At 66.1% G+C, this 15,805-nt stretch carries 12 protein-coding genes and 1 tRNA gene; 8 read left to right on the forward strand and 5 right to left on the reverse strand.

All coding sequences use genetic code 11. The features are described from left to right. The 3 genes from C8J26_RS11895 to C8J26_RS11905 are packed head-to-tail and all read right to left on the reverse strand — an operon-like array spanning window position 1 to window position 2,419. Window positions 1-387, reverse strand: a complete 387-nt coding sequence (locus C8J26_RS11895; protein WP_107958294.1) for a c-type cytochrome — start codon at window positions 385-387, stop codon at window positions 1-3. After that, window positions 384-698, reverse strand: a complete 315-nt coding sequence (locus tag C8J26_RS20890) for a hypothetical protein (RefSeq protein WP_244185273.1) — start codon at window positions 696-698, stop codon at window positions 384-386. The genes C8J26_RS11895 and C8J26_RS20890 overlap by 4 nt, the downstream gene beginning before the upstream one ends. Then, on the reverse strand, window positions 695-2,419 hold the full coding sequence (locus C8J26_RS11905) for a M1 family metallopeptidase (RefSeq protein WP_107958298.1): 1,725 nt from the start codon (window positions 2,417-2,419) through the stop codon (window positions 695-697). Before C8J26_RS11905 ends, C8J26_RS20890 begins: the two co-directional genes overlap by 4 nt. Window positions 2,420-2,665: 246 nt before the next feature. Between C8J26_RS11905 and lon the strand changes: the two genes are divergently transcribed. The 7 genes from lon (at window position 2,666) to C8J26_RS11940 (ending at window position 10,763) form a co-directional block, all read left to right on the forward strand. Then, entirely contained in the window at window positions 2,666-5,059 is a 2,394-nt protein-coding gene (gene lon, locus C8J26_RS11910) for an endopeptidase La (protein WP_107958300.1), read from the forward strand. A gap of 128 nt (window positions 5,060-5,187) precedes the next feature. Continuing rightward, window positions 5,188-5,460 carry an HU family DNA-binding protein gene (locus tag C8J26_RS11915; RefSeq protein WP_056411315.1) on the forward strand — a complete coding sequence of 91 codons (273 nt, stop codon included), beginning with the start codon at window positions 5,188-5,190 and terminating at the stop codon, window positions 5,458-5,460. A 67-nt stretch (window positions 5,461-5,527) separates the two neighbouring features. Beyond that, a tRNA-Val gene (locus C8J26_RS11920) sits at window positions 5,528-5,602 on the forward strand. A gap of 272 nt (window positions 5,603-5,874) precedes the next feature. Further along, window positions 5,875-6,513 carry a CerR family C-terminal domain-containing protein gene (locus C8J26_RS11925; RefSeq protein ID WP_107958302.1) on the forward strand — a complete coding sequence of 213 codons (639 nt, stop codon included), beginning with the start codon at window positions 5,875-5,877 and terminating at the stop codon, window positions 6,511-6,513. After that, window positions 6,510-7,682 carry an HlyD family secretion protein gene (locus C8J26_RS11930; protein ID WP_107958304.1) on the forward strand — a complete coding sequence of 391 codons (1,173 nt, stop codon included), beginning with the start codon at window positions 6,510-6,512 and terminating at the stop codon, window positions 7,680-7,682. The genes C8J26_RS11925 and C8J26_RS11930 overlap by 4 nt, the downstream gene beginning before the upstream one ends. A 1-nt stretch (window position 7,683) precedes the next feature. Beyond that, a complete protein-coding gene (locus C8J26_RS11935) occupies window positions 7,684-9,300 on the forward strand; it encodes a DHA2 family efflux MFS transporter permease subunit (protein ID WP_056411308.1) in 1,617 nt (538 codons plus the stop codon). Further along, on the forward strand, window positions 9,300-10,763 hold the full coding sequence (locus tag C8J26_RS11940; protein WP_107958306.1) for an efflux transporter outer membrane subunit: 1,464 nt from the start codon (window positions 9,300-9,302) through the stop codon (window positions 10,761-10,763). Before C8J26_RS11935 ends, C8J26_RS11940 begins: the two co-directional genes overlap by 1 nt. A 593-nt stretch (window positions 10,764-11,356) precedes the next feature. Here C8J26_RS11940 and acnA read toward each other — a convergent pair. After that, the gene (gene acnA / locus C8J26_RS11945) at window positions 11,357-14,041 is read right to left on the reverse strand and encodes an aconitate hydratase AcnA (protein ID WP_107958308.1); all 2,685 of its coding nucleotides are present in this window, start codon (window positions 14,039-14,041) and stop codon (window positions 11,357-11,359) included. 245 nt (window positions 14,042-14,286) lie between these two features. Between acnA and C8J26_RS11950 the strand changes: the two genes are divergently transcribed. Further along, the gene (locus C8J26_RS11950; RefSeq protein ID WP_107958310.1) at window positions 14,287-15,399 is read left to right on the forward strand and encodes a lactonase family protein; all 1,113 of its coding nucleotides are present in this window, start codon (window positions 14,287-14,289) and stop codon (window positions 15,397-15,399) included. On the opposite strand, the gene C8J26_RS11955 is transcribed toward C8J26_RS11950, so the two are convergent. Continuing rightward, the gene (locus C8J26_RS11955; protein WP_146168822.1) at window positions 15,396-15,671 is read right to left on the reverse strand and encodes a hypothetical protein; all 276 of its coding nucleotides are present in this window, start codon (window positions 15,669-15,671) and stop codon (window positions 15,396-15,398) included. The genes C8J26_RS11950 and C8J26_RS11955 overlap by 4 nt on opposite strands. Window positions 15,672-15,805: the final 134 nt, after the last annotated feature.

Here is a 15,805-nt window from a genome sequence, read left to right on the forward strand (position 1 = left end):
TCAGGGGCGCTGCGTCGCTAGATAGGCGATGACGTCGGCGCGGTCCTTCGGGTCGGCAAGCCCCGCAAACGCCATCGTCGTGCCGGGGACCATCCGGCGCGGGTTGGCGAGCCATTGGTCCATGCGCGCCGCGTCCCATGTTCCGCTGAGTGCCTTCAGGCCGGCGGTATAGGCGAAGCGCGGGCGGCGCTCGCCGACGGGGCCGCCGAGTACGCCGTAGAGATTGGGGCCATCGGTATCGCCCGCATAGCGCCCGATCGTATGGCATGCGGTGCAGCGGCGGAAGACGCGCTCGCCGCGCGCGATCTGGCTTGTCGAGGCCGCGTCCGGCGCTGACCCGCATCCCGCGAGTGCCAACGCGAGCAAGGACCAGCCCGCGGCGTTCATGGTCTCTGGCGAGCCGCCAAGGCGAGGCCTGCGGCGATCTGCACGACCGCATAGAGGCGGCGACGGCCGGGGCGGTCGACGAAGGGCGAGACCAGTTTCTCCGTGCCGAGCGCGTCGTCCTTCCAGAGATCGACGTGGCGGCGCGGCTGGAGCAGGCCGATCAGGCCGTCGCCGACCATGAAGATCGCGGCCATCTCCGCCGCGCGCGCTGGCCAGATGTTCTCCTGCGCACGCAGGAGCCCAGGGTCACGCGTGTTGGCTTTTGAGATTCCTGGACCCCCGCGTTCGCGGGGGAACGGCGGCGTGGTCATTGTGGCTTACCCTTTGCGGCTTGCGCGGCTTTCCAGGCGGCCACGTCTTCGAGCGCGATACTGCGGCGGAGGACCAGAGAGTCCGGGTCGATCACGACATGCGCACCCGCCGGGACCGACAGGCTCGCCTTCCCGCCGGTCATCGGCACCGTCCGCGTCCTGCCGTCGACCTGTACCTCGACCGGCAGCGGGAACGCACCATTGCCCGGCACCCTCCACGCCAACGTCAGCATGGTTCCGGTCCGAGTCTCGACCAGCTCGGGCAGCGCCGCCTGGCGGAGATAGACGTCGAAGAACCAGCCATAGTCCTTCCCCGTCACCTTGCGGACGAGCGCTTCATATTCCTTCGTCGATCCGAACCGCGGTTTGAAATTCCCCGGCTTGGGATCCGCGCGGCCGTATACCGCCAGCCGCGTGACGTCGAAAAACGCCTTGTCGCCGATCAAGGCGCGCAGCGTGTGCAGCATCCACGAGCCCTTATAGTAGATGTCCTGCCCAGCACCGCCCTTGTCGAGTTCGTACACCTCTTCCTCGGTGGTGATGCGCTGTTGCGTGATCGGCTTCAGGTTCATGATCGAGGTCCGCTCGCCCTGCATCATCGCCGCATAGCGCGCACGCCCCTCGCGCCACTGGCCGTAGAGCGGCTGCATGTACGTGCCATAGCCCTCGTGCAGCCAGTAATCGTCCCAGTTCGCCGCGGTCAGCTGATTGCCGAACCACTCATGCGCGAACTCGTGCTGGAACAGCCAGTCGAACCCTTCCGGCGCCTTGGCATACTCGTTGCCATAGGCGTTGATCGTCTGGTGCTCCATGCCCTTGTGCGGAGTCTCGACCACGCCGAGCTTTTCGTCGCCGAACGGGTAGGGGCCGATCATGCTTTCGAAGAAGTCGAGCGTCGGCGCGAATTCGGCGAATAGCGTCTCGGCCTGCGCCTTCTCGCCGGGGAGGTACCAGTAATGCATCGGGATGCTGTTGCCGTAGCGGCTCTTGTAGGTGCCGCTGATCTCCTCATACGGCCCGACGTTCAGCGCGATGCCATAGGTATTGGGATGCTTGGCGCGCCAGTTCCAGATCGTTCGGCCGTCGGCCAGCGTATCGACCCCGAGCAGTACGCCGTTCGACGGCGCCTTCAGCCCCTTGGGCACGGTGATGTGGAGCGTGACCAGCGCGGGCTCGCCGGTCGGGAAATCGAGGCACGGCCAGAACAGGTCGCAGCCATAGCCCTCCGCGGTCGTCGCAAACCAGGTGCGGCCGTCGGGCGTCTTCGACCAGACCATGCCGTCGTCCCACGGCGCCTTCACCGCGACATGCGGCGTGCCGCCATAGGTGATCTTCGCGGTGACCTTGCCGCCAGCCGCGACCGGCTTGGGCAGCGTGATCGTCAACCGCCCCTCGGGATTGCTCCACGCCGTCGGCGCGAGCGGCACGCCGTCGATCGCGATCGCGCTGACGGGCAGGTTGCGGTCAAGGTCGATCGGCAGGCGGCTGATTGGTGCCTTTGCGGTGAAGACCAATGTGGCCACCCCGTTCAGGCTTTCCGTCTCGGGAAGCACCTCGAACGCAAGATCCGCGCTGTCGAAGGTGAGCGCGGTCTGCTCGGCGGTCAGCACGCCGCCGGACCGCTGCGTCTGCGCGGTGATCGCCGGTTCGCCCTTCGTCGGGAGCGGGGCGGCGGCAAGAAGCGCAGTGGCGCTGGTGGCGAGTAGAAGACGCGAAATCATCCGTTCACTCTCGCGCCGGACGCCGTCCGTTACAACCCCGTGGCCCCGGGCAGCGTGATGCCGCGGAGGCCTAAGGTCAGGGTTACGTGCGCGATGTTCGCGGCTCCGGTCGCCCGCGCTTGCGCGAAATGGCCGGACTTGGCGCGAAGCGACACCGCTTAACCGCACCAACCAATTGATGGACGCTTCATCCTCACCATATAAGACTCAATAATGCCCTCCATGCAGGCACCCACCGGAGCGTTCATGACCCAGTACCCCGTCCTTCCCCTTCGCGACATCGTCGTCTTCCCGCACATGATCGTGCCGCTGTTCGTCGGTCGCGATAAGTCCGTTGCCGCGCTCGAAGCGGCGATGGCGGCGGACAAGGAGATCTATCTCGTTGCGCAGGTCGATCCGGCCGAGGACGATCCCTCGCGTGACGACCTGTACTCGATGGGCGTCACCGCCACCGTGCTGCAGCTGTTGAAGCTGCCCGACGGCACGGTTCGCGTGCTCGTCGAGGGCAAGCAGCGCGCGACGCTGGAGACGCTGGACGAGAGCGGCGAGTTCCTGACCGCGACGGTCGAGCCGGTTGCCGATGCCGAGGTCGAGGGCGCCGAGGTGACCGCACTGATGCGCTCGGTCGTCGACCAGTTCGAGAATTACGCCAAGCTCAACCGCAAGCTCGCGTCCGAGACCGCGGTCCAGATGTCGGAGATCGAGGACGCATCGAAGCTGTCCGACGCGGTCGTCGCCAACATCGCGATCAAGGTCGCCGAGAAGCAGGCGATGCTGCTCGAGACCAACCCGTCCAAGCGCCTCGAAATGGCGATGACGGCGATGGAGGGCGAGCTGGGCGTCCTGCAGGTCGAGAAGAAGATCAAGAGCCGCGTCAAGCGCCAGATGGAGAAGACGCAGCGCGAATATTACCTCAACGAGCAGTTGAAGGCGATCCAGCGCGAGCTCGGCAACGAGGATGGCGAGGGCGAAGGCGACGAGATCGCCGAGCTGACGCAGAAGATTGCGACGCTCAAGATGAGCAAGGAAGCGCGCGGCAAGGCGACCGCCGAGCTGAAGAAGCTCAAGACGATGGCACCGATGAGCGCCGAGGCGACCGTCGTGCGCAACTATCTCGACGTGCTCCTCGGGCTCCCCTGGGGCAAGAAGTCGAAGATCAAGAAGGACATCGCCGCCGCGCAGGGGACGCTGGACGAGGATCATTACGCGCTCGAGAAGGTCAAGGACCGGATCGTCGAGTATCTTGCGGTGCAGGCGCGCACCAACAAGCTGAAGGGGCCGATCCTGTGCCTCGTCGGCCCTCCCGGTGTCGGCAAGACCTCGCTCGGCAAGTCAATCGCCAAGGCGACGGGTCGCGAGTTCATCCGCCAGTCGCTCGGCGGCGTGCGCGACGAAGCCGAGATCCGTGGCCATCGCCGCACCTATATCGGCTCGCTGCCGGGCAAGATCGTGACGAACCTGAAAAAGGCCGGCACGTCGAACCCGCTGTTTCTGCTCGACGAGATCGATAAGCTCGGCCAGGATTTCCGCGGAGATCCGGCGTCGGCGCTGCTTGAGGTGCTCGATCCGGAACAGAACGGCAAGTTCCAGGACCATTATCTCGAGGTCGATATCGACCTGTCGGACGTGATGTTCGTGTGCACGGCGAACTCGCTGAACCTGCCGCAGGCGCTGCTCGACCGCATGGAGATCATCCGTCTGGAGGGCTATACCGAGGACGAGAAGGTCGAGATCGCCGAGCGGCATCTCGTTGCCAAGCAGATCGAGGCGCACGGGCTGAAGCCCGGCGAGTTCACGCTGACGCAGGCGGGGCTTCGTACGCTCATCCAGCAGTATACGCGCGAGGCAGGCGTCCGCACGCTCGAGCGCGAGATCGCCAAGCTGTGCCGCAAGGCGCTGCGCCAGATCCTTGAGAACAAGACGACCAGCGTCACGATCACGCCCGAGAATGTCGGTGAGTATGCCGGCGTGCAGAAATACCGTCACGGCCTTGGCGAGACCGAGAACCAGATTGGTGCGGTCACCGGGCTCGCCTGGACCGAGGTCGGCGGCGAATTGCTGACGATCGAGAGCGTGACGGTCGCGGGCAAGGGCCAGGCCAAGCTCACCGGCAAGCTCGGCGACGTGATGAAGGAATCGATCGAGACCGCGTTCAGCTTCGTCAAGGCGCGCGCGCCGAGCTACGGGATCAAGCCGAGCCTGTTCGCGCGCAAGGACATCCATATCCATCTGCCCGAGGGTGCGGTCCCGAAGGACGGTCCGTCGGCGGGGATCGGCATGGTCACGTCGATCGTCTCGACGCTGACCGGCGTGCCGATACGGCGCGAGGTGGCGATGACTGGCGAGGTTACGCTGCGCGGCCGCGTACTGCCGATCGGCGGCCTCAAGGAGAAGCTGCTGGCCGCGCTGCGCGGGGGGATCGAGACGGTGCTGATCCCGGCGGAGAACGAGAAGGACCTTGCGGAGATCCCGGCCAACATCAAGGAAGGGCTGAAGATCATCCCCGTTTCGCATGTCGACGAGGTGCTGCGTCTTGCGCTGACCGAGCCGCTCGAGGCGATCGAGTGGACCGATGCGGACGAGCTTGCGGCACTGCCGCCGGCACCGATCGCACCCGTCGGGGGCAGCCTGCACCACTAATCCATGTTTGGATTCTCTGCGGTGATGCGGCGGTTTCGTTTGACAGCAGACGAGGCCGCCGCATTATTGAGCGCTGACTGCGGCGGTGATTCTATCGCGGCCGAATTGTGACTTTTTCGGGGGATTTTATGAACAAGCAGGAGCTGATCGCGACGGTCGCCGACACGTCGGGGCTCGTCAAGGCCGACGCAGTAAAGGCGGTCGAGGCGGTGTTCGACGCGATTGAGGCATCGCTGAAGAAGGGCGAGGAGGTTCGCTTGGTCGGCTTCGGCACGTTCTCGATCTCCAAGCGCAAGGCGTCGACGGGCCGCAACCCGCGCACCGGCGAGCCGATGACGATCAAGGCCTCGACCCAGCCGAAGTTCAAGGCCGGCAAGGGCCTCAAGGACGCGGTCAACTAGGACCGGTGTCGATAGGGCTGGACAGGCAGGCGCAGTCTGCTTAAAGGCCCGCTTCCGAACGAGTTTCGGGCGCGTAGCTCAGCGGTAGAGCACACCCTTCACACGGGTGGGGTCACAGGTTCAATCCCTGTCGCGCCCACCAGATTTACGCCGGTCTTCTCGTTGAGAAGGCCGGCGTTTCTGTATGTGGCGTGCGTCCGGCATCGCGATTTCTGCGCACGGATTATTCCAAATACCCCGTCATCCTGACGAAAGTCAGGATCCAGTGCCACGGAGGATCGCCGCCGATTACTCTGGATCCTGACTTTCGTCAGGATGACGGATGGCGGCGTTTACCGAAGGTCTGGTCGTTGACTTAGATCATGACACTTTCTTCATTAGGCCCGTTCGTTCGATCGAACTAAACGCCGCCGCGTGGTCCAGTCCCGACTCCTAGACATCGCGATCAGCGAATTCGGCGCCAAGGGCCTCGAAGGCGCCAGCACGCGCGGGATTGCCGCGGCGGCCGGCACCGCGATGTCGTCGATCACCTATCATTACGGCGGCAAGGAGGGGCTGTACCTAGCCGCCGCCGACCGGATCGCCGAGCGCATGGCCGCGGTGATGGGCGAGCCGATCGAGCTGTCGCCCGAGATCGCCACCGACGACGCCGCGGGCGCGCGCGCGCGGATCCACCGCATTCTCGGGCGCCTGGCAGACAAGATGGCAAGCGCCGACAGCGCCGACTGGACGCTGTTCGTGCTGCGCGAACAGATGAAGCCGAGTGAGGCGTTCGAGCGGATCTATGGCGGCGTGATGGGCCAGATGGTCCGCCAGCTCGGCGACCTCGTCTGCATCGTCACCGGGCACCGCAACGTCCGCACGGCGCGGATCGCGACGATCACGCTGCTCGGGCAGGTGGTGGCGCTGCGATCGAGCCACGCGACTTGCCTCAAACTGCTCGAGCGCGACACGCTCGAGCCTTCCGACATTCTCGATATCAAAGCGCGGATCGACGCCAATATCGACGCCATTCTCGATTCGATGCGTGCTGAAGAACAGGGCCAGGCATGACCGACCAGACGAACCATTCCGACACCGACCATGACGACGAGGACCGCAAGCGCGATCCGAACGGCGAGGACCAGCAGTCCGATACCGACCAGCAGGACGAGTCCGACGAGTCCGACGACGACAAGAAGCCGTCGGTCTTCCAGAAGCCGCTGTTCTGGATCATCCTCGTCATCGTCGTCGGCGCGCTGATCATCGGCGGCGTGTTCTACTGGCTGCACGCGCGGCAGTTCGAATCGACCGACGACGCGTTCGTCGACACGCACATCGTCCGGCTCGCACCACAGGTCGCGGGCACACTGGTGCAGGTCGCCGATATCGACAACCGCCATGTCGAGGCTGGCCGCCTGCTCGCGGTGATCAAGGCGTCGGGTCGCGACGCACAGGTCGCCGAGGCGCAGGCCAACGAGCAACAGTCGCGCGCGCAGTTCGCGCAGGCGCAGGCGCAGGTCACCGCCGCCGAGGCGCAGCGCCAGCAGGCGGCGGCGCAAGCCCGCGTCCCGATGGCGGCCGCGGTCAAGGCGCAGCAGGATCTCGCGCGCTACGAGGCGTTGCTGCGGCTCGATCCGAGCGCGGTCGCAGGCCAACAGCTCGACCAGGCGCGTGCCACCGCCCGCCAAACCGCGGCGGATGCAGCACAAGCCCGCGAGCAGATCGACACCGCGACCGCGCAGATCACGGTCGCGCGGAGACAGGTCGGCGCGGCGAAGTCGGTGATCGACGCCAAGCGCGCGCTGGTCGACCAGGCAAACGTCAGCATCAGCGACCTCCGCCTGACCGCGCCGGTCGCGGGGCAGGTGGTCAACCGCTCGGTCAACATCGGCTCCTATGTCGCCCCCGGCACGCAGCTGATGGCGATCGTCCCCGACACGATGTGGGTGACCGCGAACTTCAAGGAAACGCAGCTCACGCTGATGAAGATCGGCCAGCCCGTCGACATCAAGGTCGACGCGTATCCGGGCATCGAGTTCAAGGGCCATGTCGATTCGATCCAGCGCGGCGCGGGCCAGGCGTTTGCCTTGCTGCCCCCGCAGAACGCCACCGGCAATTACGTGAAGGTCGTCCAGCGCGTCCCCGTGCGGATCGTGTTCGACGTCAAGAACGGCCCCGATCCGAAGCGCTATCCGATCGGCCCCGGCATGTCGGTGGTGCCGACCGTCAAGGTGCGCTGAGGTGGCAAAAGCCGCTAAGGTCGATGCGGGCGGCGGCCACACCTGGTCGCCGAGCCGGTCGGCGGCGGGCAAGTACAGCCCGTGGCTGATCGTCGCGATCATCTCGATCCCGACCTTCATGGAGGTGCTCGACACCTCGATCGCCAACGTCGCTCTCGATCATATCTCGGGCGGGCTGTCGATCACCACCGATCAGGCGACCTGGGTGCTGACCAGCTACCTCGTCGCCAACGCGATCGTCATCCCGATCTCGGGCTGGCTGTCCGACGCGATCGGGCGGAAACGCTATTTTCTCCTCTCGATCGCACTGTTCACCTTTGCTTCGCTGCTGTGCGGCCTTGCGCCGAACATCGGGACGCTCGTCGTCGCGCGCGTGCTGCAAGGGATAGGTGGCGGCGGATTGGCACCGGTCGAGCAATCGATCCTCGCCGACACCTTCCCGCCCAAGCAACGCGGCATGGCGTTCGCAGCGTTCGCGATCGTCGTCGTCGTGGGGCCGGTGCTCGGGCCGACGCTCGGCGGGTACATCGTCGAATATTCGAGCTGGCATTGGGTGTTCCTGATCAACGTGCCCGTCGGCATCCTCGCCTGGTTCCTCGTCGAGGCGCTGGTCGACGAGCCCGACCAGGTGAAGAAGGACCGCGACGAACGCTTCAAGCACGGCCTGACGATCGACTATGTCGGCGTCGCGCTGGTTGCGCTGGGTCTCGGTTTCCTCGAGCTCACCTTCGATCGCGGCGAGCGCGAGGACTGGTTCGCCAGCGGCTTCATCGTGATGTCGGCGATCATCGCCGCGGTGTCGCTGATCAGCCTCGTCGTCTGGGAATTGAACCACAAGGACCCGGTGATCGACCTTAAGCTGCTGAAGAACCGCAACTTCGCGCTGACGATCGGCGTGATGGGCGTCACCGGCATGATCCTGTTCGGCACGACCCAGTTGATTCCGCAGATGCTGCAACAAGTGCTTGGCTATAGTTCGCTCGATGCCGGGCTCGCGCTCACCGCGGGCGGTCTCGCGACGCTCGTCATGGTGCCGTTCGCGGGGCGGTTGAGCGGGCTCGTCGACGTTCGCCTGCTGCTGTTCCCGGCGTTGCTCGTCCAGGCGTTCGCGCTGTGGAACATGAGCCATCTGAGCGCCGACATCGCGTTTTCGGATGCGGCATTCGCACGACTGTTCCAGGCGATGGCGCTGCCGTTCCTGTTCGTGCCGATCAACGCGATCGCCTATGTCGGGCTCAAGCAGACGCAGACCGCGCAGGCGTCGAGCCTGCTCAACGTCTCGCGCAATCTCGGCGGAACGATCGGCATCTGCTTTGCGCAGACGCAGCTTGCGGGCGGATTGCAGCGGCACCAGTCCGAACTGACTCAGACGCTCAACCCGCTCGATCCGAACTATAACGACTGGATGCAGAAGGCGGCGGGTGCGTTTGCGGGGCAGGGCGATCCGTCCACCACGCCGCTCGCGGTGCTCTACAGCCAGATGCAGCGGCAGGCGACGATGCTCGCCTTCCTCGACGTGTTCCGCGCGATGATGGTGGTCGTGCTGTGCGTCGCGCCGCTGGTATTATTCATGCGCTCCGGCAAGACCGGCGGCGCCCCCTCGGGAGGGATGCATTGATGCGTGCGCGGTTCATGGTGGTTGCGGTCGCGGCCCTGCTCGCGGGGTGCACCGTCGGCCCGAATTACGTCGCGCCCGAGATGGCGGTGCCGCCGGCGTTCGTCGGTCCGCAAGCCACGGTCGGTGCGACCGTCGATCCGGCGCGCTGGTGGTCCGCATTCGGCGATCCGCAACTCGACAGCCTCGTCGAGCGCGCGCTCAAGGGCAATCCCGACATCGCGATCGCCGCCTCGCGCGTGCGGCAGGCGCGGTTGCAGGAGATCGTCGCGCGGTCTCAGGGGCTGCCCAGCGTCAACGCGAACGCCAGCCCGAGCCATGTCGAGTTCAGCAAGAATGCGGGCCTCTCGCAGATCGCGCGTGCGTTCAGCGGCGGCACGGGGGCGGGCGGGACCGGCTCGACCGGCGGGATCGCATTGCCCGGCAGCGGGATTACGACCTACTCGGTCGGGTTCGACGCGAGCTGGGAGCTCGACCTGTTCGGCGGCGTCCGGCGCAATACCGAGGGCGCGCGGGCACGGACGGAAGCTGCGGTCTGGTCGAAGCGCGACGCTGCGGTGACGCTGGCGGCCGAAGTCGCACAGGCCTATTTCGCGTTACGACTCGATCAGGTGCAGATCGCGACGATCGAAAGCGAGATCGCCAACCAGCGTCGCGCGCTGACGATCGCGGGCAACATCGCCAAGGTCGGCCTCGTTCCGCCGATCGACGTGACGCGCCAGCGCGCGTCGATCACGTCGACCGAGGCCCGCGCCGAACCGGTCCGTGCGGATGTCGATGTCCGCATGCATGCCTTGGCAATCCTGCTCGGTGAGCCGCCCGCGACGTTGATGTCCGAACTCGCCGCGCCGTCGGTTGCGCCGCTGGGCGTGCCGACGATTCCCGCGGGGTTGCCATCGGAGTTGCTGCGCCGCCGCCCCGACGTCCGCGCGGCGGAGCGCGAGCTCGCGGCTTCGACGGCGGATATCGGCGTCGCGGTGGCGGACATGTATCCCAAGTTCAGCCTGACCGGCATGGGCCAGCTGATCTCGACCGCGCTCGGCAATCTGTTCTCGGGCGACAGCCTGCAATTGACCGCGAGCGGTGCGGCGCAGTTCCCGCTGCTCGACTGGGGCCGCCGCAAGGCGACCGTCAAGTCGCGCGAGGAAGACCGCGAGCAGGCATATCTGCGCTATCGCTCGACTGTGTTGCAGGCGTTGCGCGACGTCGAGGATCCGCTCGCGCAGATCGCCGCCGAACGCCGCCGGAACGCGGCGTTGCAGCGCGCGGTCGTCGATGCGCAGAGCAGCGCGCAGGCCGCGCAATCGCAGTACCGGACCGGGTTCGTCGCGCAGGATACCGTGCTGAATACGCAGACCGACGTGCTGGCCGCGCGCGAGCAGCTGGTAGCGAGCGATGCACAGCTGCGGCAGCTGACCGTGGCCTTGTTCAAGGCGCTCGGCGGGGGCTGGGACCAGGCGGAGTGACGGGGTCCACCTCGGGCGTAGCGTCCACCCGACGCGGCGCGCCAACCTGCATTAAATTATCGTCACGTCCGTTCCGACATATCGCTGCAACATATCGGCGCGAAAGAGAGTGCGTCGCCGCCCCTCTCCCCCTGTGGTCGGCGACCTGACCGGGTCTCCCCTGTCCCGGTCTTCTCCCTGAACTACGGGGCGACCATCGAGGTCGCCCCGCCTTTTTCGGTTCGGGAATAGTGCGCCACGTGCCGCGCGGGGATCAGTCTCGAATACCACCGTCCAACCGATCCTCCCCCGCCAGGGGGAGGTGGCAGGCACTTGCCTGACGGAGGGGGAGGCAAAGGAAACCGCTGTTCCGTGTCCGCCTCCTCCAACGCCTCCTGTGCCACCTCCCCCTGGCGGGGGGGGATCCAATACACGTCATCCCAGCGAACGCTGGGATATCCCTCGTGGTGCGCGACATGGGCCTCACGGGGATATCCCAGCTTTCGCTGGGATGACGGTAGTGTTGGGACGTCGCTAATGCTGGAACGTCGGTAGTGTTGGGTAGCTTAAAGCAGTGCCGTCGTCCCGGATCGCTCCGGGACGACGCCAGTCGCTTAGGCGGCCAGCTTGCGCAGGACGTACTGGAGGATGCCGCCGTTGAGGAAATATTCCAGCTCGTTGACGGTATCGATCCGGCACTTGGTCTGGAACGTCTCGCTCGTGCCGTCGGCGCGGGTCATCTTGACCGTCACGTCCTGACGCGGGCGGATGCTCGCCACGTCGAGGATCGTGAACGTCTCCGAGCCGTCGAGGCCGAGCGTCTTGCGATCGGTGCCCTCGGCGAACTGGAGCGGCAGCACGCCCATGCCGACCAGGTTCGAGCGGTGGATACGCTCGAAGCTCTCGGTGATGACCGCGCGGACGCCGAGCAGGTTGGTGCCCTTCGCCGCCCAGTCGCGCGACGAGCCGGTGCCATATTCCTTGCCGGCGACGATCACGAGCGGCGTGCCGTCCTGCTTGAAGCGCATCGCGGCGTCGTAGATCGCCATGACCTCGCCGTCATACTTCGACATGCCGCCTTCGACGCCGGGGACCATCTCGTTCTTGATGCGGATGTTGGCGAAGGTGCCGCGCATCATCACGTCATGGTTGCCGCGGCGTGCGCCATAGCTGTTGAAGTCGGCCTTGCTGACCTGATGCTCCTGGAGGAAGCGGCCGGCGGGGCTGTCCGCCTTGATCGAGCCTGCGGGCGAGATGTGATCGGTGGTAATCGAATCGCCGAGGATCGCGAGCGGCTTGGCGTCGATGATGTCCTGCACCGGCGACGGCGTCATGCTGAGGCCATCGAAGTAGGGCGGGTTGGCGACATAGGTCGACCCTGCGCGCCATGCGTAGGTGTCCGAGCCCGTGACGTCGATCCCGCGCCACTTCGAATCGCCTGCATAGACGTCGCCGTAGCGCGCGCCGAACATCGACGCGTCGATGTTTGCGTCCATCGTGCTGCGGACTTCCTCGTTGGTCGGCCAGATGTCGCGCAGATACACGTCCTGACCGTCGGTGTCCTGACCCAGCGGCGTCTCGATCATGTCGGTCGTGACGGTGCCCTTGATCGCATAGGCGACGACGAGCGGCGGGCTGGCCAGGAAGTTGGCGCGCACGTCGGGCGAGACGCGGCCCTCGAAGTTGCGGTTGCCCGAGAGGACTGACGCCGCGACGAGGTCGTTCTCGTTGATCGCCGACGAGATCGCCGGCGCCAGCGGGCCCGAATTGCCGATGCAGGTCGTGCAGCCATAGCCGACGAGGTTGAAGCCGAGCGCGTTCAGGTCCGCGGTAAGCCCGGCCTTGTCGAGATAGTCGGTGACGACCTGCGAACCCGGCGCGAGCGACGTCTTCACCCAAGGCTTCGACTTCAGGCCCAGAGCGTTCGCCTTGCGCGCGACGAGGCCGGCGGCGACCAGCACCGACGGGTTCGACGTGTTGGTGCAGCTGGTGATCGCGGCGATCACGACGTCGCCGTCGCCGATGTCGTGCTCACGACCCTCGACCGCGACGCGCGCGGGCTGCTCCTTGTGGTACAGCTTGTGGAGGTCGCTGTTGAACACCTCGTCGACCTTGTTGAGGCTGACGCGGTCCTGCGGGCGCTTCGGGCCGGCGAGCGATGCGACGACCGAACCCATGTCGAGCTCGAGCGTGTCGGTGAAGACGGGGTCTTCTGCGTTCTCGTCGCGCCAGAAGCCGTTGGCCTTGGCATAGGCCTCGACCAGCTCGACATTCTCGTCCGAACGCGCGGTGAGGCGCATGTAATCGAGCGTCTTGTCGTCGATCGGGAAGAAGCCGCAGGTCGCGCCATATTCGGGCGCCATGTTGGCGATCGTCGCACGGTCGGCGAGCGTCATCGACGACAGGCCGGGGCCGAAGAACTCGACGAAGCGGCCGACCACGCCCTTGGCGCGCAGCATCTGCGTGACGGTGAGCACGAGATCGGTGGCGGTGATGCCTTCGTTCAGCTTGCCGAGCAGCTTGAAGCCGACGACTTCGGGGATCAGCATCGACACGGGCTGGCCGAGCATCGCGGCCTCGGCCTCGATCCCGCCCACGCCCCAGCCGAGCACGCCGAGACCGTTGATCATCGTCGTGTGGCTGTCGGTGCCGACCAGCGTGTCCGGATACGCGATCATCGTGCCGTCGCCGTGATCACCCGACGACGCCGACGACCAGACGGCCTGGCCGATATATTCGAGGTTCACCTGGTGGCAGATGCCGGTGCCGGGGGGGACGACCTGGAAATTGTCGAGCGCCTTGCTGCCCCACTTCAGGAACTCGTAGCGCTCGATATTGCGCTCGTACTCGAGATCGACGTTATCCTCGAACGCCTTGGGCGTGCCGAACTCGTCGACCATCACCGAGTGATCGATGACGAGGTGGACGGGAACCTGCGGGTTGATCTTCTCGGGGTTGCCGCCGAGCTTGGTCATCGCATCGCGCATCGCGGCGAGATCGACGACGCAGGGCACGCCGGTGAAATCCTGCATCAGCACGCGCGCAGGGCGATACTGGATCTCGCGGTCGCTGCGACGCTCCTTCTGCCAGTCGACGATCGCCTGGATGTCGTCGCGCGTGACGGTCACGCCGTCCTCGAAGCGCAGCAGGTTCTCGAGCAGCACCTTCATCGAAAAGGGCAGGCGGCTGATGTCGCCGAGCTGTTCCGACGCCTTGGCGAGGCTGTAATAGTCATACGACTTGCCGCCGGTGGAGAGGCTCGTGCGGGTCTTTAGGGTGTCCTGGCCGATGGCAGTCATAGGGGTCCTTCCCGTGGGCGTCGGGCCGCCGGGCGCCGAGGGGAAAGCGGCCATATAGGCCACGCGGGCGCACCGGGAACCGAGCGAAAAATGCTGTTACCGAGGGGGCCTTAGCAAGGGGGAGCGGATCGGGGAAGGGCGCGGGTGGCCCGGCGGACCGGATAACTGCGATTGTGGCCGGCCGGGACGGCGCAGGTCGACCAAATCCGCCTGTCGCTGCCGCCGGAAGCGGGTAAGACGGACGGATGACGAACCTCGATCCCGACCTTCGCACTGCCCGACCCGCAGCCGCCCGGCTCTTTGTCGGTACCTATGCCGGCGGTGGCGGCGAGGGGCTGTATCCGCTCCACCGCGACGCCGATGGCGGGCAATGGGCGATGTATGCGGCGGACGAAGCGGCGCAGAACTGCTCGTTCGGCGTCTATGCCGAGCGGACCGGTCTTCATTATCTCGTCGACGAGCATGGCGGATCGGTCGGGGTGTTCCGCGACAGTGGCGACGAATGCGACGGCTGGGCGTGTCTTGTGCGGACTCCGGCCGGCGGTGCTGCGCCCTGCCACATCGCGCTCGATCGCAGCGAATCCTGGTTCGCCGTCGCCAATTACGCGGGGGGCAGCATCATGGTGCAGCGGCTCGATCCGCAGACGGGGTTGCCGGTCGATGCGCCGATCGTGCGCGCCAATGCCGGGTCGGGGCCGAATCCCGATCGGCAGGAGGCGCCGCACGCGCATTGGGTCGGGTTCAGTCCGGACAATCGCTGGCTGTATGCGACCGATCTGGGCACCGACCAGGTGCTGGCCTTTGCCTTCGATGCGGGAAACGGCACGCTCGGCCCACCCATCGTGGCGTTCGACGCGCCGCCGGGATCGGGGCCACGCCATCTGCTGTTGCATCCGAATCGGCCAGAGTTGGCCTATCTCGCCTGCGAATTGACGAGCGAACTGATCCTGCTCGATGTCGCGGGTCCGGCGTTCGTTGCGCGGACGATGGTGTCGACGCTTCCTGCCGACGCGGCGGCGGGGTCGATCGTGGCACATATCGCCGCCAACGCGGCGGGCGACCGGGTCTATGTTTCGAACCGGGGTGACGACAGCATCGCCGTCTTCGCGCTCGATGATCGCGGCGAACCGCGGCTGATGGAGCATGTCGGCAGCGGCGGTGCGTCGCCGCGCTTCTTCCTGCTGCTCGAGGACGAGAAGCAGATGGTCGTCGCGCATGAACGCGATCACCGCGTGACCCGGCTCGATATCGCGCCGGACGGTACGCTGTCGCCTACCGACACCGGAATCGTGGTTCCCGGTGCGGCCTTCGTGCTCGACGCGCGGCCTCGGTCGCGCGCCGAGCCGCCGGTCGGCTAGCTCACGCTGGCGATCAGCAGCGTCAGTTCTTCACGAACCGGGTTCCGCTCGATCCGGCTTGGCCGAATGGCGCGGCGCTTGCCCGGATAGGCGGCGCGGACGGCTTCGCACAGGTCACTGACGGGGACGCGGATGCACGCCCCTTCGTCGCAAACGAGTCGCGGCCTGCCGGCGGCGGTGCCGCACACCGGCCCCTCGCCGGCGAACGCCGGTGCGGTAGTAAGGAAGAGACATGCGGCTGCAATCCGCAAAACGGGTGTAGTATTCTTCATAGGTCTGGCCCCCCACAGGCGTTTGAACTTGGTAAGTGGATCGTTAGGCTCAAAAAGTTTCGGTATCGTTTCGATCGCGGGCAGGTCGGCACGAAAGCTGCGGAAAATCCGCGACCCCCGCGCCCCTGGCCGAT

The organism is Sphingomonas aurantiaca, from assembly GCF_003050705.1.
Classification (GTDB): Bacteria; Pseudomonadota; Alphaproteobacteria; order Sphingomonadales; family Sphingomonadaceae; genus Sphingomonas; species Sphingomonas aurantiaca.

Coding starts and splice junctions, on each gene's coding strand:
- C8J26_RS11895 (WP_107958294.1), bottom strand. CDS start 387: ATGAACGCCGCGGGCTGGTCCTTGCTCGCGTTGGCACTCGCGGGATGC.
- C8J26_RS20890 (WP_244185273.1), bottom strand. CDS start 698: ATGACCACGCCGCCGTTCCCCCGCGAACGCGGGGGTCCAGGAATCTCA.
- C8J26_RS11905 (WP_107958298.1), bottom strand. CDS start 2,419: ATGATTTCGCGTCTTCTACTCGCCACCAGCGCCACTGCGCTTCTTGCC.
- lon (WP_107958300.1), top strand. CDS start 2,666: ATGACCCAGTACCCCGTCCTTCCCCTTCGCGACATCGTCGTCTTCCCG.
- C8J26_RS11915 (WP_056411315.1), top strand. CDS start 5,188: ATGAACAAGCAGGAGCTGATCGCGACGGTCGCCGACACGTCGGGGCTC.
- C8J26_RS11930 (WP_107958304.1), top strand. CDS start 6,510: ATGACCGACCAGACGAACCATTCCGACACCGACCATGACGACGAGGAC.
- C8J26_RS11940 (WP_107958306.1), top strand. CDS start 9,300: ATGCGTGCGCGGTTCATGGTGGTTGCGGTCGCGGCCCTGCTCGCGGGG.
- acnA (WP_107958308.1), bottom strand. CDS start 14,041: ATGACTGCCATCGGCCAGGACACCCTAAAGACCCGCACGAGCCTCTCC.
- C8J26_RS11950 (WP_107958310.1), top strand. CDS start 14,287: ATGACGAACCTCGATCCCGACCTTCGCACTGCCCGACCCGCAGCCGCC.
- C8J26_RS11955 (WP_146168822.1), bottom strand. CDS start 15,671: ATGAAGAATACTACACCCGTTTTGCGGATTGCAGCCGCATGTCTCTTC.